General features: G+C 70.9%; 15 protein-coding genes and 1 other RNA gene. 12 read left to right on the top strand and 4 right to left on the bottom strand.

Annotation, left to right across the window (positions count from 1 at the left end; genetic code table 11):
- Nucleotides 1–1,247: DNA polymerase III subunit gamma/tau (dnaX, locus tag I7X39_RS12380; protein WP_198111461.1), on the bottom strand; the 1,247-nt coding region annotated here is incomplete at its 3' end.
- Between the two features lie 739 nt (nt 1,248–1,986).
- Here dnaX and I7X39_RS12375 point away from each other — a divergent pair.
- The 12 genes from I7X39_RS12375 (at nt 1,987) to I7X39_RS12320 (ending at nt 15,463) form a co-directional block, all read left to right on the top strand.
- Nucleotides 1,987–3,909, top strand: a complete 1,923-nt coding sequence (locus I7X39_RS12375; RefSeq protein WP_198111460.1) for a S41 family peptidase — start codon at nt 1,987–1,989, stop codon at nt 3,907–3,909.
- Nucleotides 3,910–4,055: 146 nt separating this feature from the next.
- Entirely contained in the window at nt 4,056–5,978 is a 1,923-nt protein-coding gene (locus I7X39_RS12370) for a S46 family peptidase (protein WP_198111459.1), read from the top strand.
- Nucleotides 5,979–5,981: 3 nt separating this feature from the next.
- Nucleotides 5,982–6,896 carry an alpha/beta fold hydrolase gene (locus I7X39_RS12365; protein ID WP_198111458.1) on the top strand — a complete coding sequence of 305 codons (915 nt, stop codon included), beginning with the start codon at nt 5,982–5,984 and terminating at the stop codon, nt 6,894–6,896.
- 14 nt (nt 6,897–6,910) lie between these two features.
- A complete protein-coding gene (locus I7X39_RS12360; protein WP_198111457.1) occupies nt 6,911–8,032 on the top strand; it encodes an AIR synthase related protein in 1,122 nt (373 codons plus the stop codon).
- 9 nt (nt 8,033–8,041) lie between these two features.
- Complete coding sequence (locus I7X39_RS12355) at nt 8,042–8,461, top strand: DUF7684 family protein (RefSeq protein WP_198111456.1); 420 nt, start codon at nt 8,042–8,044, stop codon at nt 8,459–8,461.
- Complete coding sequence (locus tag I7X39_RS12350; protein WP_198111455.1) at nt 8,448–8,753, top strand: DUF705 domain-containing protein; 306 nt, start codon at nt 8,448–8,450, stop codon at nt 8,751–8,753. The genes I7X39_RS12355 and I7X39_RS12350 overlap by 14 nt, the downstream gene beginning before the upstream one ends.
- Before the next feature lie 12 nt (nt 8,754–8,765).
- Nucleotides 8,766–10,886, top strand: a complete 2,121-nt coding sequence (locus tag I7X39_RS12345) for a winged helix-turn-helix domain-containing protein (protein ID WP_198111454.1) — start codon at nt 8,766–8,768, stop codon at nt 10,884–10,886.
- 138 nt (nt 10,887–11,024) lie between these two features.
- Nucleotides 11,025–12,035, top strand: coding sequence for a Kelch repeat-containing protein (locus I7X39_RS12340; RefSeq protein WP_198111453.1), 1,011 nt, complete (start codon nt 11,025–11,027; stop codon nt 12,033–12,035).
- A gap of 45 nt (nt 12,036–12,080) precedes the next feature.
- Nucleotides 12,081–12,177: signal recognition particle sRNA small type (gene ffs, locus I7X39_RS12335), an RNA gene on the top strand.
- Between the two features lie 46 nt (nt 12,178–12,223).
- Entirely contained in the window at nt 12,224–12,883 is a 660-nt protein-coding gene (locus I7X39_RS12330) for a response regulator (RefSeq protein WP_198111452.1), read from the top strand.
- On the top strand, nt 12,880–14,214 hold the full coding sequence (locus I7X39_RS12325) for a sensor histidine kinase (protein ID WP_198111451.1): 1,335 nt from the start codon (nt 12,880–12,882) through the stop codon (nt 14,212–14,214). The genes I7X39_RS12330 and I7X39_RS12325 overlap by 4 nt, the downstream gene beginning before the upstream one ends.
- A gap of 61 nt (nt 14,215–14,275) precedes the next feature.
- Nucleotides 14,276–15,463, top strand: coding sequence for a serine hydrolase domain-containing protein (locus I7X39_RS12320; protein ID WP_198111450.1), 1,188 nt, complete (start codon nt 14,276–14,278; stop codon nt 15,461–15,463).
- A gap of 70 nt (nt 15,464–15,533) precedes the next feature.
- Here I7X39_RS12320 and I7X39_RS12315 read toward each other — a convergent pair whose 3' ends face one another.
- The 3 genes from I7X39_RS12315 to hrpA form a co-directional block, all read right to left on the bottom strand.
- Nucleotides 15,534–17,903: a serine/threonine protein kinase gene (locus tag I7X39_RS12315; RefSeq protein ID WP_198111449.1), complete on the bottom strand. Its 2,370-nt coding sequence runs from the start codon at nt 17,901–17,903 to the stop codon at nt 15,534–15,536.
- Nucleotides 17,900–19,513 (bottom strand): HDOD domain-containing protein, encoded by a 1,614-nt coding sequence (locus I7X39_RS12310; protein WP_198111448.1) that lies wholly within the window; start codon nt 19,511–19,513, stop codon nt 17,900–17,902. Before I7X39_RS12310 ends, I7X39_RS12315 begins: the two co-directional genes overlap by 4 nt.
- Before the next feature lie 170 nt (nt 19,514–19,683).
- On the bottom strand, nt 19,684–23,520 hold the full coding sequence (hrpA, locus tag I7X39_RS12305; RefSeq protein WP_198111447.1) for an ATP-dependent RNA helicase HrpA: 3,837 nt from the start codon (nt 23,518–23,520) through the stop codon (nt 19,684–19,686).
- Nucleotides 23,521–23,528: the final 8 nt, after the last annotated feature.

Below are 23,528 nucleotides of genomic sequence, written 5' to 3'. Positions count from 1 at the left end.
GCCGCCGCAGGTTCAGCCACCGGCACCGGGGCGGCGACGGGCAGCGCCGCCGCGGGTTCAGCCACCGGCACCGGGGCGGCGACGGGCACCGTCAGCCGCGCCACGGCGGGGCTGCGGCGCAGCGGCGCGCTGCTGGGTGCCGGGTCGCCCGCCGGGCGGAAGGCCAGCACGCGCAGCAGGATCATCAGGAGGCCGGCGTGCTCGTCGGGGCTCAGCGCCAGCTCGGGGCGGCCCTGCAGCAGCAGCGCGTAGGCCAGCTGCAGGGTGTCGGCGGCCCACAGGCCGGCCAGGCGCAGGGCCTCGGGGGTGTCGGGGTCCTGGGCCTCCAACGCCTCGGGGGCGGCCTGGGCCAGGGCAATCAGTTGCAGCCAGCGCGCCAGCTCGTCCAGCGCGCCGGGGGCGCCATGGCCGGCGGCACGCAGGCCGTCCACGCCCGCCACCAGGGCGGCGGCATCGGCATGGGCCAAGGCGTCCAGCAGGTCCAGGGCTTGGGCGCGTGGCGTGCTGCCCAGCATGCCCAGCACTTCGGCCTCGCGCAGTTGGCCGGCGCCGAAGGCGATGGCCTGGTCGGTGAGCGAGAGCGCGTCGCGCATCGAACCGCGCGCGGCGCGGCCCAGCAGCCGCAGGGCGCCGGGCTCGGCGGGGATGTTCTCGGCCTGCAGCACCGTGGCCAGGTGCTGGGCCACCAGCGGCGGCGGCAGCGGGCGCAGATTGAACTGCAGGCAGCGGCTCAGTACGGTCACCGGCACCTTTTGCGGGTCGGTGGTGGCCAGCACGAACTTCAGGTACTCGGGCGGCTCTTCCAGCGTCTTCAACATGGCGTTGAAGGCGTGGGTGCTGAGCATGTGCACCTCGTCGATCATGTAGACCTTGGTGCGGCCCACGACCGGCTTGTAGACGGCCTGATCGAGCAGTTGCGAGATCTCTTCGACGCCGCGGTTGCTGGCGGCATCGAGCTCGACGTAATCGACGAAGCGGCCGGCATCGATGTCCCGGCAGGCCGGGCAGACGCCGCAGGGCTCGGCCGTCACACCGCCCTGCCCGTCCGGCCCCTGGCAGTTCAGTGCCTTGGCGAGGATGCGCGAGACGGTGGTCTTGCCCACGCCGCGCGTGCCGGTGAACAGATAGGCGTGGTGCAGGCGGCCGCTGGAGAGGGCATTGCCCAGGGCTTGCGTCACATGTTCCTGGCCGACCAGCTCCTGGAAGCGACGGGGGCGGTACTGGCGGGCGAGGACTTGGGCGCTCACAAGGGGTCTTGGCGGCTCGGGGGTAGGGGTGGGATTCTAGGGAGTGGCATGCATCGCCCAACCAAGCGTCAGCCACATCTGCTCACCATTTGCCTGCTACGGCCACCGAACCAGGGGGACCTCAGGGCACGCCTGGGTTCTCACAATCCGGCGCTCGCAAGGAAGGTCAGCAGTTCCTAGCAACAGCACTACCCTCCAGTGCCCAAGGCTGAGCTGGCTTACCGCGGCACCTTGTGATTGGCAACGCTCTGCACGCATCGAAGGGCAGGAGCCGAAACCTCTTGGACCCTACTTGCCGAGCTCACCGGCCGGACGCATGCCCCTCTTTTCCAACTTCTTGAACGCGGTGTGCCCACACCCCGAACGGTCCCCTCACCAAAGCGTCCAGCGCGCGCTCCTGACTGGCTCCGTTGCTGCGCTTTTGCTTTTGCCACACTCGCCCAGCCTGGCGAAATCGGAACCCGAAAAGCCTTGGGACTCGCCCAGCGTGCAGCGCGCCGTTGACGCATTGACCGACCCATTTCTTCCAGCAAGGGCCAATATGCCTTCACCGCTGGCATCGCAGGATTGGAAAGGCGCCTGCGAGCAGGCAGTCAGCACAGCCAAGAACACACCACCCACAGGCACTCCTGCTTGGTCTTCCGAAGACCTCTGCATTCAAGCGGCCGCATCTACTTTGTGGCCCGGCACGCGATGGCGCCCCGCACCAGCCATAGGGCTTCCTCCTGGCTCCAGTGGTTTGGGCCTGATCCTGCGCAAGACCGAAACGGGCATTCAAGTCGAGGAGAGCTTGGCCGGTGGCGCAGCCCAGCTCTCAGGTGTGGAGGACGGCGCTGTTCTTCTCGTAGCAGACGGGCAGTCGCTGGACACCAAGTCACTGGAAGAAGCCGTGGCCCTGCTGCGCGGTCCGGAAGGTAGTGCGGTTCGCCTTCGGTGGCGCACGGCGGATGGCGCGGAGGTCGAACGGTCGCTCCGCCGTCAAAAATTGACGCCACCGGCGGTTGCACATGCCGTCGGAGATTGGGTCTATCTGCGACCGCGCTCCGATTCTGGGGGGCGACTGCAGCGTCAAGTACTGGCTGCCCTAGCGCCTCTGCAGAGGGAGCTGCGCCATGGCTTGGTGCTGGATCTGCGTCAGCATGGCGGTGGACCGGCGCAAGAGATGGCCGACCTCGCAGCGCTGTTTCTGCCGCAAGACGACGTACGGATGCACATCTTTGCACCGGGAGACCTAAGCACCGTTGAAGGCGAAGCCGCAGACCGGCGCTTCAACGATCGCGGTGCGGCGCAGCGACCGCAACCGGGAGCGCTACTTGTGTTGATGGACCAAGGCACCAGCAACGGGGCCGCCTGGCTGGCCGACGCGCTCCATCGTCATGCGGGTGCCCGACTGGTCGGTGCCCCCAGCAATGCCGACTTCAGGACCTACAAGGCGCTGCCCGTAGGAAATGATGGAGCACGCTTCGAGATTCCTCACGGGGAGCTCTTGTCCATCGACGGTCTGCCTTTGCAGGGCCACTCCGTCATGCCGGGCCTGCGCGACACCACGATCGGTCCAGCTCGCACAAGCCGAGCCCCGCACGGGCTGGCGCAGTGGCTGAGTGCGCAAGTTCTGCACGCCGCACCTACCGCGTCCGCGCCAACGCTTGGAGTTCTGCCAACCCGCCTGCGCGAAGCCGGCCTGTGCATTGGCTTGTCCCTGATCGAACCGCCCCAGCAGTTGGATTTGCAGCTCTGGCGAGGCCGCGTTCACCTGAACTCCTCAAAGGGGACTGGATTCGAATGGGCCGTCGGGCTGGCGTCGGACGAACCTCATCCGCTCATGCAGAAATTGATGCTCGAACGTGAGGAACTGGACGCTCAGCTGGCGGCCCTGGAATCTCAGCTGAAAAGGGCGCCGCACAGCGCAGCCGCAGGCCTGTGCAAACAGCACTCGGCCAAGCAAGCGGAGCGCAATGCCCTGCGGATCACGCCTGTACGCCACATGCAGTTGATTCAAATCGACGAGGAAAGGCACGGTCTGATCTGGGACTCCGATTCAGAGCGGCATTCGCTCTATGTCCGATCGGACTCGCCACTCCCGACGGCCGAGCTGCTTGCGGCATACCGACAACTTGCCGCAGGGGTTTCGCTGCGATCCGATCGACTCGAAAAGCCAAGCAGTTTGAACGCCTGCCTTGGCTCTTGGGAACTGAGGCAGCCCCTACCGCCAGAGGATGTGGAGTGGCAGGCCCTGTGGGCGCCTCGCGACCCGGTGGCGGCGCAGCGACTGAACTTGCAGCTTCAAACAGCCGGGGCGATGCGCAGCTCGCCAGGCGACGCGCCTCCGCCAATCAAGAGAGAAATCCCGCTACTTGCCGGACCCGACGCCTGCCACTCCAAGAGCCCACAGGGCATTGAGCGCAAGCTGATGTTCGGCGCAACCGGGCTGATGATGTCTTGGGAGACTCCGCCGGAACGCCTGGGTTGTCAGGCGGTGCGGATCTCGCTGCCTTGGACCCAAGACATTGCCGGTCGTCAATGGACTTTTCACCTCAGCCTAGGCGGGTCTTCTGGGCCGAACTTTCCTAGCCTGGGTCTGCAACGTTGGGCCGGCTCACCTGATTTTCTGAACCTCATCGCCCCCGTCAAGGCCAGTAGCGCCGGCAACAGCAAACCCTAGGCACAAACAACAGGGAAATGCGGCGCACCGGTTGCTTACAGTGATTGCCCCGGTCAGTTCAAAGTCCTGCTCACATCACTGCAATGAAGCGTTCTCTGGTTGTTTCCCTACTTGCCACTTTTTTGGGTGCCCACGCTTCAGAAGGCATGTGGCCCCTGGACCGTCTGCCGCACGGCCCACTGAAAGAGCACCTGGGCCGAGCACCGGACGCCGCCTGGGTGGCCAAGCTGCAGGGCGCGGCGCTGAACCTTGACGGGGCCTCTGGTTCATTCGTCTCGCCCCAGGGCCTGGTGCTGACCAACCACCATGTGGTGAGCGACTGCATCGACCGCCTGACCAGCGCCCAGGCCGATCTGGCCAGGCATGGCTTCGTGGCCGCCAGCCCGAAGGACGAGAAGAACTGCCCCGGCATGACGGCGCGCATGCTGGTCGGCATCGACCCGGTGAGCCTGCCGGCCGAACCGGCGGCCCGTGCCAGCGCGCTGGCCAAGTTCGAAGCCAGCTGCCCGAAGGAGCAGCACTGCGAGCTCGTGTCGCTCTACGGCGGGGCGGTGCAACAGCGCTACCGCTACCAGCGCTACACCGATCTGCGCCTGGTGATGGCGCCCGAGACCCAGGCCGCCAACTTCGGTGGTGATGACGACAACTTCGCCTACCCGCGCTTCGCCTTCGACTTCGCGCTGCTGCGCGTCTACCACCAGGGTAAGCCGGTGCGCCCGCTGCACTGGCTGCGCCCGGCGCGCCAGGCCCTGGGCCTGGGCGATGCCGTGTTCGTGCCCGGCCACCCCTGGCAGACCGACCGCCTGCTCACCGTGGCCCAGCTGACCGCGCTGCGCGACACCCAGTTGCCCGCCGAGATCGCCGCGGCAGAGGCCGAGCAGGCCCTGCTGCACCGCTATGCCGCCCAGGGCGAGGAGCAGGCGCGCCAGGCGCTGGAGCCCATCAACGCGCTGGAGAACGGCTTGAAGGCGCGCCGCGGCGAGCTGGCCGCCCTGAAGGACCCCGAGCTCTTCGGCGCCAAGCAGCGCGAGGAGACCCTGGTGCGCGGCCGCGCCGCCAGCGAGCAGCCCTGGCTCGTCGTGGCCAAGGCCGCGGCCGCCCAGCAGCGCCTGGCGCGCGAGCTGGTGGCCATGCGCCCGCCCTCGGGCACGCTGCTGGAAGACGCGCTGGCCCTGGCCGGACTGCAGCTGGAAGCGCGCCGGCCCGAAGGCCTGCGCCTGGAGCGCTTCAGCGGCGCGGCGGCACGCGAGGCCGCCGAGGCCCTGAAGGCCGAGCACCCCCTGCACCCGGTGCTGGAGGAGCTGCGCCTGGCCGGCTACATCGAGCGCAGCGAGCAGGCGCTGGGCGCGGCCGACCCCTGGGTGCGCACCCTGAAGGCCGGCCAGGCCGATGCACGGGCCGCGGCGCGCCAATGGCTGGCCGCCACGCAGATCGGCAGCGCCGCGCAGCGCGCGCGCTGGCTGGCTCTGGAGCCCGCGGCCTTCGACGCCGTGGACGACCCGATGCTGCAACTCGGCCGCCAACTGCACGCGCTGCGCCGCGGCGTACTCGACGCCTATGCCCGCGAGGTGACGCAGCCCGTGCGCGCCCAGGCCGACCCGCTGGCCCAGACGCGCTGGAGCGTGCTGGGCGACGGCAGCCCGCCCGACGCCACCGGCACCCTGCGCCTGTCCTTCGGGCGCGTGGCCGAGGTGGCCCTGGGCGGCCTGCGCCAGCCCTGGTTCACCACGCTCGACGGCCTGTGGGCGCGCACCGACGGCTTTGCCGGCGCCAGCCCCTTTGATCTGACCCCGCGCCTGGCCACGCTGCGCCGCGAGCTGCCCGGCGCCACGCCGCTGAACTTCATCTGCACCGCCGACATCGTGGGCGGCAACTCCGGCTCGCCGGCCGTCAACCGCCAAGGCGACTGGGTGGGCGTGGTGTTCGACGGCAATCTGGATTCGCTGGCCGGGCGCTTCGCCTTCGACGAGCGCAACAACCGCGCGGTGGTGGTGCACCAGGCGGCCATCAAGCTGGCGCTGCGCCAGCTCTACCCGGCCAAGCATCTGGCCGAAGAACTGGGGCTGTAAACCATGCGCAGTTGGAAAGTTCTGCTGATCTGCGGCCTGCTGGCCGCCCTGCCCGCGGCCTGGGCCCAGGAAGACGCGCCAGCCGCGCCCCCGGCAGCACCTGCCGAAGCGGCCGCCTCGGCCTGGTCCCCGGCGCTGACCGAGATCGACGGGCTGGCCGTCGAGTACGCGGTGCACCGTGTCGCGCAGCCGCGCGCCACGTTGGTGTTCGAGAACGGCTTGATGCTCACGCTCGACACCTGGCGCGCCGTGGTGGCGGCGCTGGGGGATTGCTGCAATCTGCTCGCCTACCACCGCGCCGGCATCGGACGCAGCGCGCTGGCGCCCACGCTGCAGCCGCCCGAGCAGGCCGCGGCGCGGCTGCAGCAGCTGCTGCAACAGCAAGGCCTGGCACCGCCCTATGTGCTGGTCGGGCATTCGCTGGGGGGGCAGTACGCCCAGCTCTTTGCGCGCCAGTACCCGGAGCAGGTCGAGGGCCTGCTGCTGGTGGATGCGCTGCCGCCAGGCGCCGTCAAGCCCGCGGCCGATTTCCCCTGGTACACGCGCCTGGGCCTGTGGCTGTTCGCGCCGGCCGCGGCGCGGCGCGAGATCGCCGGCATCCACGACCTGGGCGAGCGCCTGCTGGCCGAGCCCGGCGCCTTCGGCGGGCCGATGATCCGCATGGTGGCCCTGCCCGACCCGCGCGCCGCCAAGCCCGAGGGCCTGGTTCGCGACCTGCTCAAGGGCGTGCTCTACGCCGAGGATTTCGGCGTCTGGGCGGTGGATCCCGAGCAGGCCGAGCGCCAGCTGGACCGCCTCTATCCGCAGGCGGAGCTGCGTCAGCTGCAGGCCCACCACCGCGTGCAGGAGGCCGCGCCGGAGGCCGTGGTCGCGGCCATCCGCAGCCTGCTCGGGCGGCGGGCGGCGGGCCCGGGCTGAGACAATCCCGCGCCATGAGCACGTCCACCCCCGCCAACACCCCCCTCACCTACGACCAGGCCGGCGTCAACTACGACCTGATCGACCCCCTGAAGGTCAGCGCCCAGCGCGCCGCCGCCAGCACCGCCACCCAGCTGGGCGTGCATGGCTTCAACGAGGTGAAGGCCTCGCGCGGCGAATCGGCCTATGTGGTGGACGTGGGGCCGTTCTACATGGCCTCGATCGTCGAATGCCTGGGCACCAAGACCCTGGTGGCCGACGAGATGGCCCAGCTGACCGGCCAGAGCTTCTACGGCGCGATCGCGCAGGACACCATCGCCATGGCGGTGAACGACCTCATCACCGTGGGTGCCACGCCCCTGGTGGTGCAGGCCTACTGGGCCGCCGGCGGCTCCGACTGGTTCGGCAACGCCCCGCGTGCCCAGGCCCTGGTGGCCGGCTGGAAGGCCGCCTGCGAGACCTGCGGCGTGGCCTGGGGCGGCGGCGAGACGCCGGCGCTGGCCGGCATCGTCGAGAACGACCGCATCGACCTGGCCGCCTCCTGCACCGGGCTGATCAACCCGAAGTCGCGCCTGTCGGTCGGCGACCAGCTCGCCCCCGGCGACGCCATCGTGCTGCTGGCCGCCAGCGGCATCCACGCCAACGGCCTGAGCCTGGCGCGCAAGCTGGCCGAGCGACTGGAGAACGGCTACCTCACCGAGATCGAACCCGGCCTGAGCTACGGCGCCGCCCTGCTGGCGCCCACGCCGCTGTACTCGCCCGTCACCGAGGCGCTCTACAAGAGCGGCCTCACGGTGCACTACAGCGCCAACATCACCGGCCACGGCTGGCGCAAGCTGCTGCGCCACCCCGGTGAGCTGACCTACCGCATCAAGACCGTGCCCCCGGTGCCCGCCGTGCTGCGCTTCATGCAGAAGGAATGCCATCTGGACGACCGCGAGGCCTACTCCACCCTGAACATGGGCGCCGGCTTCGCCCTCTTCGTGCCGCCCGAGCAGGCCGCCGAGGTGGTGAAGGTGGCCCAGGGCTGCGGCATCCAGGCCTGGCATGCCGGCCAGGTGGAAGCGGGCGCCAAGCGCCTGTTCATCGAGCCGCTGGGCATCGAGTTCTCTGACGCGGATCTGCAGCTGCGCTGAGGTTTTCGGGTGGCCGAGCAGTGCTATCTCCACCTGCCAGCAGGTGCACCACTGCCAGCGCTGAGCTCGGCCCGTCCATTGCGCGTTGCGGTCGTGGTGGAACAAGACTGTCCCAACGACTGGCGCAATGCTGTCTGCGATTGGCTCTTCAAGGCCGGCTGCCGCTACCTCGTTGCCTGGGGGAAGGATTGTTCGGGCTGGGATGACGCGATGGACTGGACCTGCCTCGAAGCGTGCAAGTTTTCAGCGTCCATGGGGCCAGACTTCGTGATGACCACATGGCACGATGACGAACCGTTGTTCGAGGCCCTCGCCTTCGCCAAGCACGCGGCCAACCACCCGGTGCTATCGCTACCGGACTTCTGCTTGCTGCATATCGCCCCCGCGCCCCGCAAGAACGAACTCCTCCAGATCTATGACGCCGCTTGATCGCGTGGTCTACGTCGATGTGGATGACACCTTGATCCGCTCCGTTGGCGCCAAACGCATTCCCATGCCAGCCGCCATCGCAGAGGTCAAGCGGCTGCACGCTGCGGGCCATACCCTGTACCTCTGGAGCTCCGGCGGTGCGGACTACGCCCGCTGCTCCGCACACGAGCTGGAGCTGGAAGCCTGCTTCGCAGCCTTCCTGCCGAAGCCCCATGTCTACGTGGACGATCAGCCGGTGCACGAATGGCGGTTCTGCCGGCATGTGCTGCCAGGCAACGCTGTCGACTTTTGAGATGGGCACAGCGTGAGCTCGTCGGCCCTGCTGCGCATCGGCGACTGGACGGTTGACGGCAGCGCCAACGAGCTCTGGCAGGAGGGCTGCGTACGCCGCCCGCTGCGCCACAAGGCCATGGCCACGCTGCTGCTGCTGGCCGAGCAGCCCGGCCAGGTGGTGGCGCGTGAAACGCTGATCGAGCGCGTCTGGGACGGCAATGCCTTCGTGGCCCAGAAGGCCATCAACACCGCCATCTGGACGATCCGCCAGGCGCTGGGCGACGACCCGGAGGCGCCGCGCTATGTCGAGACCATTGCCAAGAAGGGCTACCGGCTGATTGCGCCGGTGCAGGTGCTGGCGCGGGCGCCCGCAGCGCCGGCCCTGCCGTCCGGGCAGCCTGCCACCCCACCCTCTGCCATCGCAGAGCCCCAGCGCAGCGGTGCGCGCCCTTGGGCCACCGCGACCCTGGTGCTGCTCGGCTTGGCCGGGCTGCTCGGCGCGCTGAGCTGGCAGGCACGCCAGGCGCCGCCCGCGCCGGCGGCGCTGCACAGCCGCTGGCTGACGCAGCTGCCCGGCGTCGAGTTCATCGGCCAGCACTCGCCCGACGGGCGCTGGCTGGCCTTTGCCTGGTGGCAGGGCCAGGGCGATGCCGCCCTGGTGCTGCGCAGCGCCGGCGGGCGCGAGCCGCCGCGCGTGCTGGCTGACGCCCAGGGCGACGTCACCAGCCTGGCCTGGCTGGAAGGCGGCCGGGCGCTGGCCTTCACCGCCCTGCAGGCGGGCCGCTGCCGGCTGTGGCGCGTGGAGCTGCAGCCCGGCGCGCAACCGCGCCCGCTGGCCGACTGCCAGCCCCTGTTCACGCCCATCCTGGCCGCCAGCGATGACGGCCGGCAGCTGGTTTTCACCGCGCCGGGCGAAGGCCGGCCCGGCCTCTTCGCCCTACAGGCCGACGGCAGCGGCCTGCGCCGCCTGACCACCGCCCCCGACCCCCTGCTGCCCGACCACCAGCCCGCCTTCGCTCCCGATGGCCGCCGGCTGGCCTTCGCGCGCAGCCAGCCCGGCGAGGGCACGCGCGAGCTGTTCGAGCTCGACCTGGCCGGCGGCAGCACGCGCCGGCTCAGCACCCAGGGCCTCACCAGCCTGCACGGCCTGGCGTACACGGCACAGGGGGAGGACCTGATCCTCTCCACCACCCAGTTGGAAGCGCGCATGCTGCTGCGCTGGCAGCGCCGCACGGGGCAGCTGCAGCCGCTGGGCCAGGAGGGCAGCGCCCCGATGCGCGAGCGCGATGGCCGGCTCACCGTGGCGGTGCTGCGCGGCAGCGTGGGCCTGGCGCAGTGGACGCCCGGCGCACCCGGGCTGCAGGCGCTGGCGCCGGCCCTGGGGTCGCGCCGCCAGCCGGCCTTGTACGAGGGCCCGGCCGGCGATGCCCTGGCCTTCGTGGCCCGGGGCAGCCCGGGCTTCAGCCAGCTCTGGGTGGCCGCACCGGCACAGGCCGAACCGCAGGAGCGCCTGCAGTTGCCGGGCGAGATCGGCCAGCCCGCCTGGTCGCCCGATGGTCAGCGCCTGGCCTTCTGGGGCCGCTGCGGCCGCCCCACTGGCACCTTGGCCCTGTGCGCATGGCAGCGCAGCAGCGGCACCCTGGACGTGCTGTGGCAGGACGGCCAGGCCGGCGGCGCGCCCACCTGGCTGGACGCGCACACCTTGGTCTTCAGCCGTCCGGCGGGCGCCAGCTGGCGGGCCTGGGCACTGACGCCGGGCAGCGCGCCGCGCCTGTTGCCCCAGTCCCCCAGGCTGCGGCCCCAGGCCCGGCTGGCGCGGGGCCCCGGGGGCCTGCTTTGGGGCCAGGGGGAGGACGGCCTGCTGCGCTGGCAGCCGGGCGAGCCCGCGGAGCCGCCCTGGCCGGCCCCGCGCCTGGAAGCCGGCGAGCGCGTGATGGGCTGGGCCCCCCACCCCGAGGCCGGCCTGTGGCTGCTGAGCCGCGGCCGCTTCGAGCGCCTGCTGCACCAGCGCCAGCCCGAGGCCACGGCGCAGGAGCTGGCGCGCTGGCCGCTGGGCACGCTGGCGGAATTCCCGAGCCTCAGCGCCGGCCCCGGCCGGCTCGTGCTGGAGCGCTCCGGCGGCGCCCAGGGGGACCTGCTGGAACTGCGCTAAGCCGCTGATTCAAAAGAAGAAATTTCTTTTGGATGGAAAGCGGAGCGCGATTGGAGGCCGGGCGGCTTGCGGAGCGCCCGGGGCGCGGCGCCAATGCGCCCCCCGACACTCCCGGAGTCCCCCTCGATGCGCACCACCATGCCCAGCCTTCTTGCCACCCTGAGCCTGCTTGCCGCCTGCGGCGGTGGCGGCGGCAGCACTGCCCCAGCCCCAGCCCCAGCCCCAGCCCCCGCGCCAGCTCCGGCTCCGGCTCCGGCCCCAGCGCCCGCATCGGCGGGCTGGACGCGCCTGGCGGACCTGCCCGCCGGCGTGGCCAAGTTCGGCCTGGCGGCGGTGAACGGCAGGCTCGTCGTCGCCGGCGGCTACGACACCTCGTCCAGCAGCTACCTGTACGACATCGCCAACAACAGCTGGTCCGCCGGCCCGCGCCTGCCCCGCGGCACCGACAACCTGACGGCCCTCAGCGCCACCGGCAAGGTCTACGCCCTGGGCGGCGAGGCCAGCACCGCGCTGCAGATCTACGACACGGCGGCCAACACCTGGAGCAGCGGCCCGGCCCTGCCGGTACCGCGCTTTGCCGCCGCCGCGGCCGAGCTGAACGGCCGCCTGCACCTGGTGGGCGGCTGGAACCTGAACAACGCCGCCAGCGCCTCGGTGGAAAGCCACTCGGCCTTCGACACCGCCAGCCAGACCTGGCTGGCCCAGGCGCTCGCGCCGCTCAGCCCGGCGCGCAATGCCGCGGCGGCGGGCGTGCTGGAGGGGCGTCTGTGCGTGGCCGGCGGCCGCGGCCCCGGCATCCGCGCCACCGACCAGCAGCCGTTGGACCGCCTGGACTGCTACAGCCCGGCCAGCAACAGCTGGGCCGCCGAACCCGCCCTGCCCACCGCGCGCGGCAGCCTGGCCGCGGCGGTGCTGGGCGGCAAGCTCTACACCTTTGGTGGCGAAACCACAGCGCGCTCGGTCAGCGCCGCCGTCGAGCGCTTCGACCCGGCCACGCGCAGCTGGACGGCACTGCCCGCCATGCCCTACGCCGCCCATGGCCTGGGCGCGGTGGCGGTGGGCGATGCGATCTACGTGCTGGGCGGCTTCACGGCGGCCTCGGACGCCGTGGGCAGCGAGTCGCGCCAGCTCTGGCGTTACCAGCCTTGAGGGGGCCGCAGGGGAGGGCCCGCGCCCGCACGTAGAATGCGCGGTGACGGGCCCCCTCGCATGGGAGCGCGCCCAACCGGGTCAGGTGGGGAACCAAGCAGCCCTTAGCGTTGCAACCAGTGCCGAGGTAAGGCTCGTCACCCATCACTTGAAAAGCGGCTGCCCTGGCGGCCGCTTTTTTCATTGGCATGCACATCCTGCTGATCGAAGACGATCTGGACCTTGGCCAGGCCCTGCTGAGCGCCCTGCAGCTGGAGGCCTTCAGCGTGCAATGGCTGCGCCGCGCTGCTGATGCGCCCGTAAAGCTGGATGACCCTGCCTGCAGCGCCGTGCTGCTGGATCTGGGCCTGCCCGACGGCAGTGGCCTGGCCCTGCTGCAGCGCTGGCGCGCGGCACAGAGCCGCACCCCGATCCTCGTCATCACCGCACGCGGCGCGCTGGACGAACGCCTCACCGGCCTGGACGCCGGTGCCGACGACTACCTGGTCAAACCCTTCGAGATCCCCGAGTTGGTGGCGCGCCTGCGCGCCGTGCTGCGGCGCAGCGCCGCGCAGGCCGGCGAGACCTGGCAGTTCGGCGCGCTGGCGCTGCTGCCGCGGCGCTCCCAGGCTCTGCTGGAGGGCCAGCCCCTGGACCTGACGCCGCGCGAGTACCAGCTGCTGCTGGCGCTGGCCGAGGGCGGTGGCGAGGTGGTGGATAAGGCCACGCTGGCGCAGCGCCTCGAACCCCTGGGCGAGGCGGTGGACACGGCCGCGCTGCAAGTGCACCTGAGCAATCTGCGCCGCAAGATCGGGGCCGAGCGGATCGGCACCCTGCGCGGCGTGGGCTACTGGCTGGAGTCTCTATGAAGCGCAGCCTGGGCCGGCGGCTGATTGCCGCCCTGCTGGTGGCCTATGCCCTGATCACCCTGCTGCTGGTGGCCTGGAACTACTGGGCGGCGCGCGGCCAGCTGGTGCAGCAGTCACCCGCGCAAATGCTCGGCAGCCTGCTCGCCCGCAGCGTCGAGAAGCTGCGTGATGCCGAAAGCGCCTGCGCGGTGGCCCAGGGCTTCGCGAGCGAGCTCGAACGCCTGCGCAAGCTGCAGGGCTATGCCTATGGTGGGGCGGGCGTGAACTTGCGCGATGGCGAGGGGCGCAGCGTCTGCCAGTACGGCCCGCAACCGGCGGCGGAGCTCAGCGAAGGCCTGAGCCAGACCGAACTGCAAGGCCGCCCGCATGCCGTCTTCCAGGCCCAGGGCGGCCCCTGGCGGGTGCAGGTGCTGGACCCGCTGATCGGCGACGACGTGTTGATCCTCTGGGTGCTGAGCGAGATCGGCAGCTCGCTGCTGCTCGCCCTGCCCGTGCTGCTGCTTACGCTCTGGCTGGCGGTGCGCACCGGCCTGGCACCGCTGCGCCGCTTCACCGCCCGCATCGCCGCGCTGGACACCCGCCATGAGCTGGCCGCGTTGAACCTGGACCTGCGCTACGCCGAGCTGCAGCCCCTGGGCGACGCCTTCGACGCCCTGCTCAAGCGCCTGCGCGAGCAGCTGGCACGCGAGCGCGCGCTGATCCACGACGCGGCGCATGAGCTGCGCACCCCGCTGGCGGCGCTGGGCGCGCAGGCCCATGTGCTGCTGAACAGCCGTGACGAGGCCGGCCGCGCCCAGGCCGCCCAGGCCCTGCAGCAGGGCTTGGCGCGCACGGCCCATCTTTCCCAGCAGCTGCTGGACCTGGCGCGCCTGGACCAGGAACGGCCGCCGCAACCGGAAACCCTGGACCTGGCCGAACTGGCCGCCACCCAGCTGCGCCAGGCGCACCCGCAGGCACGCGCCCGTGGCGTGCAGCTGGGCCTGCAGGCCCCTGAGGCCCTGCCCTGGCAGGCCGAGCGCGTGGCGCTGCAGACCCTGCTGCAGAACCTGCTGGACAACGCCATCCGCTACGGCGCACGCGAGGTGGAGCTGCAGCTGGGCCAGGGCCCCGATGGCCGGCCCTGGCTCGCAGTGGCCGACGACGGCCCCGGCGTGCCGCCCGAGCAGCACCAGCAGATGTTCGAGCGCTTCTGGCGCGGCGCGCAGAGCCAGGAGTCCGGCACCGGCCTGGGCCTGGCCATCGTGGCGCAGGCGCTGCAGCGGCTGGGTGCGCGACTGCGCATCTCGAACGGCCTGCAGGGCCGCGGCATCGCCTTCCACATCGGCCTTTAGGGAGTCTTAAGGGTCGGATTTCAAGAATGCGGGCCTCCTGAACCCGCCTTGACGTCCGACCATGCCCGCCCTGACTTCCCTGCCCCGCCGCTCCCTGCTCGCCCTTGGCCTGAGCGCCCTGCTCAGCGCCTGTGGCGGGAGCGGCCAGGCCCAGATCGACGAGATCCGCGACCCGGACCTGCTGACCGAAACCCAGGCCCTGCGCAGCGAGGCCGAGGCCGCCGTCAAGGCCGGCCTGGTGGGCGCCGTGTTCGCCACGCAGGCGCAATCCACCGCCAAGCTCTACCTGGGCACGGCGGGCCAGCGCCGGCAAGCGGGCGCGGCCGTGCAGGGGGACGAGCGCTTTCACCTCGCCTCGATGAGCAAGGCGTTCACCGCGGCGCTGGCCGCCCAGTGGGTGGAAAGGGGCAAGCTGCGCTGGGACAGCAAGCCCGCCGAACTGCTGCCCGAGCTGGCCGCGCAAATGCACCCGGCCTATGCCCAGATCACCCTGGCCCAGCTGCTGAACCACCGCGCCGGCCTGGTGCCGCTGGACAGCGCCGAAGGTCTCGATGACTTCGCTGCCTACCTGGCCAGCCAGACCGCCCCGCCGCCGCAAACCGACACCGGCCGCCGCCGCTTCTTGAGCGCCTACCTGCTCAGCCTGCCGCCGGCCGGCCAGCCCGGCCAGGACTTCGTCTACTCCAACGCCGGCTACACCCTGGCCGGCGCCATGCTGGAGGCGGCCACGGGCCAGGACTTCGAAACCCTGGTGCGCGAATTCAGCGCACCGCTGGGCCTGCACCCGCTCTGGCAGACCCTCTCGCCCGATGTGCAGGGCTACGAGGGCGCGGGGCCGGGCCAGCTGCAGCCCTTCACCGGCTTCGGGCCGGAACTGCAGCCCTGGGTGGACGCCATCAAACCCTCGGGCGACGTCTGGCTCAGCCCCGCCGAATACGCCCGCTGGCTGGCCGAACACCAGCGCGCCCTGCAAGGCCAGGGCCATGGCCTGCCGGCCAGCTATGTGCAGAACCTGCGCAGCATCCGCCCCGGCGACTACGCCCTGGGCTGGGCCGGCGGCCAGGTCAAGAACGAGACGGTGCTCTTCCACACCGGCGCCTCGAACGGCTTCATGGGCATGGTGGTGCTGCGCCAGGACGGCCGGCGCGCCCACTTCGCGCTGACCAATACCTTCGGCACCAACGCCGGCCCCAGCGACTGGGTCACGACGATCTTGAACGACAGCCTGGTGCGCCTGTCGTCACGCTAAGAGGCGCCCGCGATGTTCCTGCTTCGCTGGTCGGTGCTGTGGCGCGCACCGGCCAGGCCGGAATTGCGGCTCAGCCGCTGCTCTGCCGAAACGCCATCACCGCCTGGTTGCGCAGCGTGCGCAGCAGCGACAGCTCCTTCTCGTCGAGCTGAATCGCGCCGGGCTGCTCGCGATCGGCATAGATCAGCCCGAAGGGCGCGCCCTTGAGTGCCAAGGGCAGCACGAGGAAGCTGCCGGCCTTGAACTTGTCGCGCCACCAGGGCGGCAGGCGCTGGGCGATGTTGGGCTGGGTGGCGTCGCTGATCAGGGTGTCCACGGCCTTGAGGCAGACCGCGCAGAACAAGTCCGGCGCCTGGCCGGCGGCCGGCTTCAGCGGCACCTTGAACTGCGGCGCCAGGGTTTCGACGCCCTCGCCCAGGCCGAAGCGGCCGATCAGCTGCTCGGTGCGGGCGTCGCGCATGGCGAACAGCACGCGCTTGAGGCTGAGCGCCCGGAACATGGTTTCCAGGATCATGCGCAGCACCGCGCCGACGTCGTTGGACTGCACCATGGCGTCGGTGATGTCCTGGATGCCGGCGGCGAGCTGCTGCGAGGCCTGCTCGCGCGGCTGGGCCTGGATGTCCGTCACCACGGTGGCCTGCATGACCACGGTGGCCAACTCGGCGTCTGAGTTGGGCTCGGGGGTGACGCTGATCAGCCGCTGGGCGGGCGAATTGCGGTCGATGCGCAGTTCCATCGCGTCGGCCAGGTCGGCGAGCTTTTGCTGAGCCTGGCCGCAGGCGCCGGCAAAGGTGTCCGCCGGCACGCGCAGCGCACGCGAGTGGCGCTCGCCCAGCTGCTTGAGGCGCAGCTTGGCCTGGTCGGGCTCGCTGTGCAGGATGACGTCGGCGGCCTCGTTGGCGGCGCGCGCCAGCCAGCGCTGGCGCTCGATGGCTTGCTCGGGCGGGCGGTCCGGCGGGTCGCCCACCGGGCGGCGCATCATGGCCGTCAGGCCATCGGGCAGGCCCCAGCGCTTGGCCACGGCAATGCCCAGTTCCTCATAGCTGATGCCCAGCACGCGCGCGCTGGCGGTGGCCTCGCTGATCGGCGCCTGCGTGCCCTGGGCCTCGCGCACCAGGCGGCGCACCTGGGAGGCTTCCTCGGCAAAGTAGAACTCGGTCAGCAGGCGGCCGAGGTTCTGGAACAGCGCGCCGAGGAACATCTCCTCGCCCTCGCGGCTGGCGCCGCTGAGCTCGCGCGCCAGGCTGCCGGCCATCAGGCTGCGCAGGAACTCGGTCTTGAGCTGGGCGGCGTGGGCACGGTCCTGCATGCGCTCCAGCAGCACCAGGCTGAGCGCCAGATTGCGCACGCCGCCAAAGCCCACCAGGGCGACGGCCCGCGACACCGTGCTGATGCTGCCGCCGCCGGCATGGCGGAACTGCGCGGTGTTGACCAGGCGCAGCAGCTTCTTGGTCAGCGCCACGTCCTTGAGGATCTCGTTGGCCAGGCCGGCGAGGCTCTCGTTATCGGAATGCGTGAGGCGCTGGATGCGCTCGATCGAGGCGGTCAGGCCCGGGAAATCGGCCTTGGCGCGCATGCGGCGCAGCAGGAACTCCAGCGCGGCGGCGCCGGCCGGGCCATCGCCACCTTCAGCCGGTGCGTCGGCCGGACCGTGCAGCCAGGCCATCAGCGCGTCGCGCATCGCCGAAGCACTTTCCCAGCGCCGCACCGGGTCGCGCGCCAGCCCGCGCTGCACGATGGCGCGCAGCGCGTCGTCGGCGTCCGGGTTGTCGATGTGCGGCATCTCCAGGTCATCGTGCTGGGTGCGGTGCAGGCTGCGCGCCACATCGGCCTCGCCCACCAGGCGGCGGCCGCTCATCAGTTCGGCCAGCATGATGGCGGCGGCAAACACGTCCATGCGCGGCTGCGGCGCCTCGCCACGCGCAGCCTCGGGCGAGATGTAGCCCGGCGTGCCCACCACCTGGGCGGCGCTCTGGTCGGTGACGCGGGCGGCGATGCCGAAATCGGTGACGCGCGGCCGGCCCTGGGCGTCGATCAGCACATTGCCGGGCTTGAGGTCGCGGTGCACGATGCCGGCGGCATGGGCGAAGGCCAGCGCGTCCAGCACCTGCACCATGGTCTCCACCGCCTTGCGCGGCGGCTGCGGGCCCTCGCCCAGCACGCGGCTGAGGGTGCCGCCCCGCACCAGCTCGAACACCAGCGCGGCTTGGCCGTCGAAGCGATCGGCCTCGTAGACGGGCACGATGCCGACATGGTTGAGCCGGCTCACCGCCCGGCCCTCGTGCAGCCATTCGTCCACCGCGTCCGGCGTGGTGGCCTCGGTGTTCAGCACCTTGAGCGCCACCTCGCGGTCCAGGCGCGGGTCGTGTGCCAGCCAGACGACGGCCTGCGCGCCGCCGCCGAGCTTGCGGATGAGCTTGAAGCGGCCCAGGGATCTCATGCCAAGGTGTGCTGCACGGCAGCCTGTGCGGATTCAGGAAAGAGCGCGCGCTGCACGTCGTCCAGGCCCAGGCCGAGGGCCCGGGCATAGCGCCGTGTCACGGCTTCGATGGCCTGGCGACGCTTGCGCGGCTCGCGCTGCACCAGGCAGTCCACCAGCTCGTTGGCCATCGCACAGCTCAGGCGCAGCTGTTCGATGTCGCCATGCGCATGGTGGATGGGTTGATCGGGCTCCGGACGACGCGCCATGGCCTGCAGTTCATCACCCAGGCCCCAGTGACGCAAGGCGGCCAGCCCCAGGTCGTCCAGCTCGCAGCCCAGCACGGCGAAGGCGGCGGCGCGCTCGCTCATGGGCTGCGGGTTGGGATGTTCCTCGGTGGGCTCAGGCGGCACCTGCAGCCGCTCGATCTGTTCACACTCGCTGGGCAGGTGGTACTGGGCCAGTAGGCGCCCCAGGTTCTGCGCCATCGCGACCAAGCGCAGCACCTCGGGGTCGTAGCCGGCCGGGGCCAGGCGGCGCGCCACCTCGGCGGCCTGGTGGGCGCGCGCCAGGGCCAGGCGCAGGTTCACCACGCGCTCGGGCGCCAGCAGGCCCGGCCAGGGCCGCAGCGATTGCGCCGCCGTGGCCACTTCCTCCAGGCCCAGCAGGCTGATGGCACGCGCCATGTTCAGCACCGCCGGTTGGCCGGCGCCGCCCTCGCGCCGCTGCGCGAGGTTGACCCGGCGCAGCAGCTCCAAGGTCAGTGCCAGGTCTTGCAGCACCAGGCCGGCCAGCTCGTCGGCATGGCGTTGCTCCAGGCCGCCGGCCAGCACCTGGCGCACGGCTTCGGGCCGGGTGACGGGCAGACCGCCGAAGCGCTTCAGACGATCCAGCAGCTGCGCCACCATGCCGCCTTCGGGGTTCTGCACGCGCTCGCGCCAGCCTTCCAGGGCGCGCGCGAAGGCCCGAGCTTGCAAGTAGCGCTGCGAGGGCTGGGTGGCGGTGCTGCGGTTGACGATGGTGCGCAGGGCTTCGTCCACCGGGTGGGTCTGCTCCCAGCCCAGGCGCACGAACTCGCGCCCATGCGGGGGCAGGCGCATCAGCACCTCGCGGGTGTCGGTGCACTCCAGCGGGGCGCGCCCGCCCAGCAGGCGGTTGGTCAACAGGCCCATGCAGAGCACGTCTTCCAGCGCCTCGGCCTGGCGGCGCTGGCGCGCCTCGGGGCTGCTCTGCCAGCCCGCGCCCAAGAGGCCGATGCCGAGCAGGCAGGCCTGGCCGTCCTCGGCCAGCAGCAACATGAAGGGCTGCGGATCACCATGCGAGAGCCCGGCGTCATGCGCCATGGCCAGGCCATCGAGCGCGCGCTCCAGCCAGCGCGCCACTTCCACCGGCGCGGGCTGCTTGTGGCGCGTCAGGCGCTCGGCCACCGTCAGGCCCAGGCTGCGCGGGTAGGCGATGTAGGGCCAGGGGTCGGCGTAACCGATCTCGGCCGGCGCGGCCAAGCCCGGGTGCTCGACCTTGGCGGCCTGGCGGGCGTTTTGCAGCCATTGCTGCGGGTCGGCCGGCTTGACGCGCGGCAATGCCACCAGCAGTTCCTGGCGGTTGCGGGTGTCCAGCACCTGCCAGAGCATGCTGCGCTCGCTCTTTCCAAGCAGCGCCTTGAGCTCAAAAGGCCCCAGCCGCAGGGGTGCGGGCGACGGGGCGGGAGGATTCGTGGAAACCATTGGGAGCGATTAAACCTGCTGCGCGCGGGGTCAAACCCCCGAAGAAGCGCCAAGGAAGGGCGAAGACGCGACGCCGATCACGCCTGCATCTGCTGCCAGACCTTTTCCAGGCGCTTGACCGATACCGGCTGGGGCGTGCGCAGCTCCTGGGCAAAGAGGCTCACCCGCAGCTCCTCCAACTGCCAGCGGAACTCGTCCAGGCGCGCGTCCGGGCTGCCGCGGCGCTCGGCCACACGGCGCTGCCAGCGCTGTTCCAGCGGACGCAGCTCGGACAACAGCCGGGCATCGCGCTCGGGGTCAGCGCGCAGCTTTTCCAGCCGCACCTGCACGGCCTTGAGGTAGCGCGGGAAATGCTGCAGCTGGCCCCAGGGCGTGCGCGGCAGGAATTGCTTGGGCACCAGGCGCTCCATTTGGGCCTGGATGTCGTCCGCCACCTCCTTGGGGGCGCGGGCGTCCTTGAGCTTGCGCTGAGTGGCCTGGAACTCGGCCAGCACGGTGCCCGCCAGGCGCAGCACCTCCTGGGCGATCAGCACCAGGCGCGGGCGCCCTTCGGCCAGCCGGGCCTGGAAAGCCTCGGCCGTGGTGGGCAGGGGCTCGGCCAGGAAAGCGCGCTCCAGCGCCAGGTTCAGCACCTGGGCACGCAGCTCCTCCACCGTGCCCAGGGCCATGAAGGCCACACCCAGGCGCTGCAGGTCGGGGCCGAGGTTCTTTTCCAGACCCTTGAGCGGCTCCTTGAGCTGCAGGGCGAACAGGCGCAGCAGGCCGGCGCGGTGCAGGGCTTGCGCAGCCTCGGGTTCGTCGAACACCTCGATCTCGACATGGCCGCCCTTGTCGATCAGGGCCGGGAAGCCGATCAGGCTCTGGCCGCCCTTGCGGATCTCCAGCAGCTCGGGCAGCTCGCCGAAGCTCCAGTCGGTGTGGCGCTGGGCGGCTTCCACGGCCGGTGCGGCGGGGGCGGCAGCGCCGGGCTTGGTCTTCGGTGCTTCGGCAGCCGGCGCAGCGGCCGGTGCCAGCTTGAGTGCCGCCAGGGCCTGGAAGCTGGAGCGCGCCAGGCCGCCGAACTCGGCCTTCAGCGCCGCCAGGTTGCGCCCCATGCCGAGCTGGCGCCCATGCTCGTCCACGATGCGCAGGTTCATGAACAGGTGCGGGCTGAGCAGTTCGAGCTTGAAGTCGGCGCGGGTCAGCGGCAGGCCGGTCTTGGTCTTGACGGCGGCGAGCAGCACTTCGATCAGCGAGCCCTCGCCGAAGGGCGTGGCGGCAACGAACTCGGCCACGAAGGCCGGCACCGGCGCCAGGCGGGCGCGCGGCTTTTGCGGCAGGGCCTTGATGAGGGCCGTGATCTTGGCCTCCAGCAGCCCCGGCACCAGCCATTCGCAGGCCGCCTCGCTCACCGGGTTCAGCGCGAACACCGGCACGGTGACGGTGAGGCCGTCGCGCGCGTCACCGGGTTCGTGCAGGTAGTCGCAGCGGCAGTCCACGCCACCCAGGCGCAGCATCTTCGGGAAGGCCTGGCTGGTGACGCCGGCGGCCTCGTGGCGCATCAGCTCCTCGCGGCTGAAGTGCAGCAGCTTGGGCTCAGCCTTGCTGGCCTGGCGGTACCAGCGCTCAAGACTGGCGGTCGAGCACACCTCAGCCGGAATGTGGGCGTCGTAGAAGAGCTGGATCAGCTCGTCGTCCACCAGCACGTCCTGGCGCCGGCTCTTGTGCTCGATCTTCTCGACCTCGGCAATGCGCTTGGCGTTGTGGGCCAGGAAGGGCAGGTTGGATTCGATCTCGCCGCCCACCAGGGCCTCGCGGATGAAGATCTCGCGCGCCTTCACCGGGTCGATGCGGCCGAAGTTCACGCGCTTGCCCTGGTACAGCGTCAGGCCATAGAGCGTGCCGCGCTCCAGCGCCACCACCTCGCCGGCCTTCTTTTCCCAATGCGGCTCGGCCTGGTGGGTCTTGAGCAGATGCCCGCATTGCGCCAACACCCAGGCCGGGTCGATGTTCGCCAGCCCCCGGCCCCACAGGCGCGAGGTCTCGACCAGCTCCGCCGCCAGCACCCAGCGGCCCGGCTTCTTGGAAAGGTGCGCGCCCGGCCAAGGCCAGAACTTGATGCCGCGCGCACCGTTGTAGGCATTCGTGTCCTCGGTCTCGCTCTTGAGGCCGATGTTGCCCAGCAGGCCGGCCAGCAGCGCGCGGTGCAGCTGCTCGTACGTGGCCTCGCTCTCGTTCAGGCGCCAGCCCTGCTCGGCCACCACGCCGTGCAGCTGCTGGTGGATGTCGCGCCATTCGCGCACCTTGCGGGGGTTGATGAAGTGCTCGCGCAGCTTCGCCTCGTATTTCCGATGCGAAAGCTTGTGCTCGCCCTCCCCGCCCCGCGCGGTCTCCAGCCATTTCCAGAGCTTGAGCAGGCCGCTGAACTCGCTTCTCTCGTCGTCGAAGGGCTTGTGCTTGGCATCGGCCTGTTGCTGCTGCTCGGGCGGGCGGTCGCGCACGTCCTGGCTGCTGAGGCTGGACGCAATCACCAGCATCTCGCTCAGGGCTTGCTGGTCGCGCGCGGCCAGCAGCATGCGGCCCACGCGCGGGTCCAGCGGCAGCTTGGCGAGTTGCTTGCCGATCTCGGTGAGCTCGTTGGCTTCGTCCACCGCGCCCAGCTCGGCCAGCAGCTGGTAGCCGTCGGCAATCGCCTTGCCGGGCGGGGCTTCCAGGAAGGGGAAATCTTCCACCGCGCCCAGGCCGAGCGACTTCATGCGCAGGATCACGCCGGCCAGCGAGCTGCGCAGGATCTCAGGGTCGGTGAAGCGCGGGCGCTGGGCGAAGTCCTGTTCGTCGTACAGGCGCACGCAGATGCCGTTGCTGACACGGCCGCAACGGCCGGCGCGCTGGTTCGCCGCGGCCTGGCTGATGGGCTCGATCTGCAGCTGCTCGACCTTGTTGCGATAGCTGTAGCGCTTGACCCGCGCGGTGCCCGCATCGATGACGAAGCGAATGCCCGGCACCGTCAGCGAGGTCTCGGCCACATTGGTGGCCAGCACGATGCGCGGCGCGCCGTGCGGCTGGAAGATCTTGTCCTGGTCCTGCGGGGAGAGGCGCGCGAACAAGGGCAGCACGTCCACCCCGGGCGGGTGGTGGGCGCGCAGGGCCTCGGCCACCTCGCGGATCTCGCGCTCGCCGGGCAGAAAGACCAGGCAATCGCCCGGGCCGCTGCGCCAGAGCTCGTCCACGGCGTCGCGGATCGCGTCGGCCAGGCCGTAGTCCTTCTTTTCCTCGAAGGGGCGCCAGCGTTGCTCCACCGGAAAGAGGCGGCCGCTGACCTGGATCACCGGCGCCGGCCCCTTGCGGGAGGCGAAGTGATTGGCGAAGCGCTCGGCGTCGATGGTGGCCGAGGTGACGACCAGCTTCAGATCCGGCCGGCGCGGCAGGATGTTCTTCAGGTAGCCGAGCAGGAAATCGATGTTGAGGCTGCGCTCATGGGCCTCGTCAATGATCAGCGTGTCGTAGCGCTTGAGCAGCGGGTCGGTCTGGGTCTCGGCCAGCAGGATGCCGTCCGTCATCAGCTTGACCGAGGCGCCGGGGGTGAGCCGGTCGTTGAAGCGGATCTTGTAGCCCACCACCTCGCCCAGGGGCGAGTTCAGCTCTTCCGCAATGCGCTTGGCCACGCTGGTGGCGGCCAGGCGGCGTGGCTGGGTGTGGCCGATCAGGCGCCCGCCATTGCCCGTGCCGCGGCCCAGGGCCAGCGCGATCTTGGGCAGCTGGGTGGTCTTGCCCGAGCCGGTCTCGCCGCAGACGATGACCACCTGGTGGGCCTTGAGCGCAGCGGCGATCTCGTCACGACGCGCGCTGACGGGCAGGGACTCCGGGAAAGTGATCGGCGGAAGCGGCGCAGCCGGCCTGGGAGCAGGCCGGCTGCGGGTTTGTTCTTGATTCATTGCGGGCG

This window comes from Inhella proteolytica (genome assembly GCF_016093275.1).
Taxonomy (GTDB): domain Bacteria; phylum Pseudomonadota; class Gammaproteobacteria; order Burkholderiales; family Burkholderiaceae_C; genus Inhella; species Inhella proteolytica.
Note: the sequence above shows the minus strand (reverse complement) of the source record. Positions and strands in the feature narration are given on the sequence as shown.

Coding starts and splice junctions, on each gene's coding strand:
- I7X39_RS12370 (WP_198111459.1), top strand. CDS start 4,056: ATGTGGCCCCTGGACCGTCTGCCGCACGGCCCACTGAAAGAGCACCTG.
- I7X39_RS12365 (WP_198111458.1), top strand. CDS start 5,982: ATGCGCAGTTGGAAAGTTCTGCTGATCTGCGGCCTGCTGGCCGCCCTG.
- I7X39_RS12360 (WP_198111457.1), top strand. CDS start 6,911: ATGAGCACGTCCACCCCCGCCAACACCCCCCTCACCTACGACCAGGCC.
- I7X39_RS12350 (WP_198111455.1), top strand. CDS start 8,448: ATGACGCCGCTTGATCGCGTGGTCTACGTCGATGTGGATGACACCTTG.
- I7X39_RS12340 (WP_198111453.1), top strand. CDS start 11,025: ATGCCCAGCCTTCTTGCCACCCTGAGCCTGCTTGCCGCCTGCGGCGGT.
- I7X39_RS12330 (WP_198111452.1), top strand. CDS start 12,224: ATGCACATCCTGCTGATCGAAGACGATCTGGACCTTGGCCAGGCCCTG.
- I7X39_RS12325 (WP_198111451.1), top strand. CDS start 12,880: ATGAAGCGCAGCCTGGGCCGGCGGCTGATTGCCGCCCTGCTGGTGGCC.
- I7X39_RS12320 (WP_198111450.1), top strand. CDS start 14,276: ATGCCCGCCCTGACTTCCCTGCCCCGCCGCTCCCTGCTCGCCCTTGGC.
- I7X39_RS12315 (WP_198111449.1), bottom strand. CDS start 17,903: ATGAGATCCCTGGGCCGCTTCAAGCTCATCCGCAAGCTCGGCGGCGGC.
- I7X39_RS12310 (WP_198111448.1), bottom strand. CDS start 19,513: ATGCTCTGGCAGGTGCTGGACACCCGCAACCGCCAGGAACTGCTGGTG.
- hrpA (WP_198111447.1), bottom strand. CDS start 23,520: ATGAATCAAGAACAAACCCGCAGCCGGCCTGCTCCCAGGCCGGCTGCG.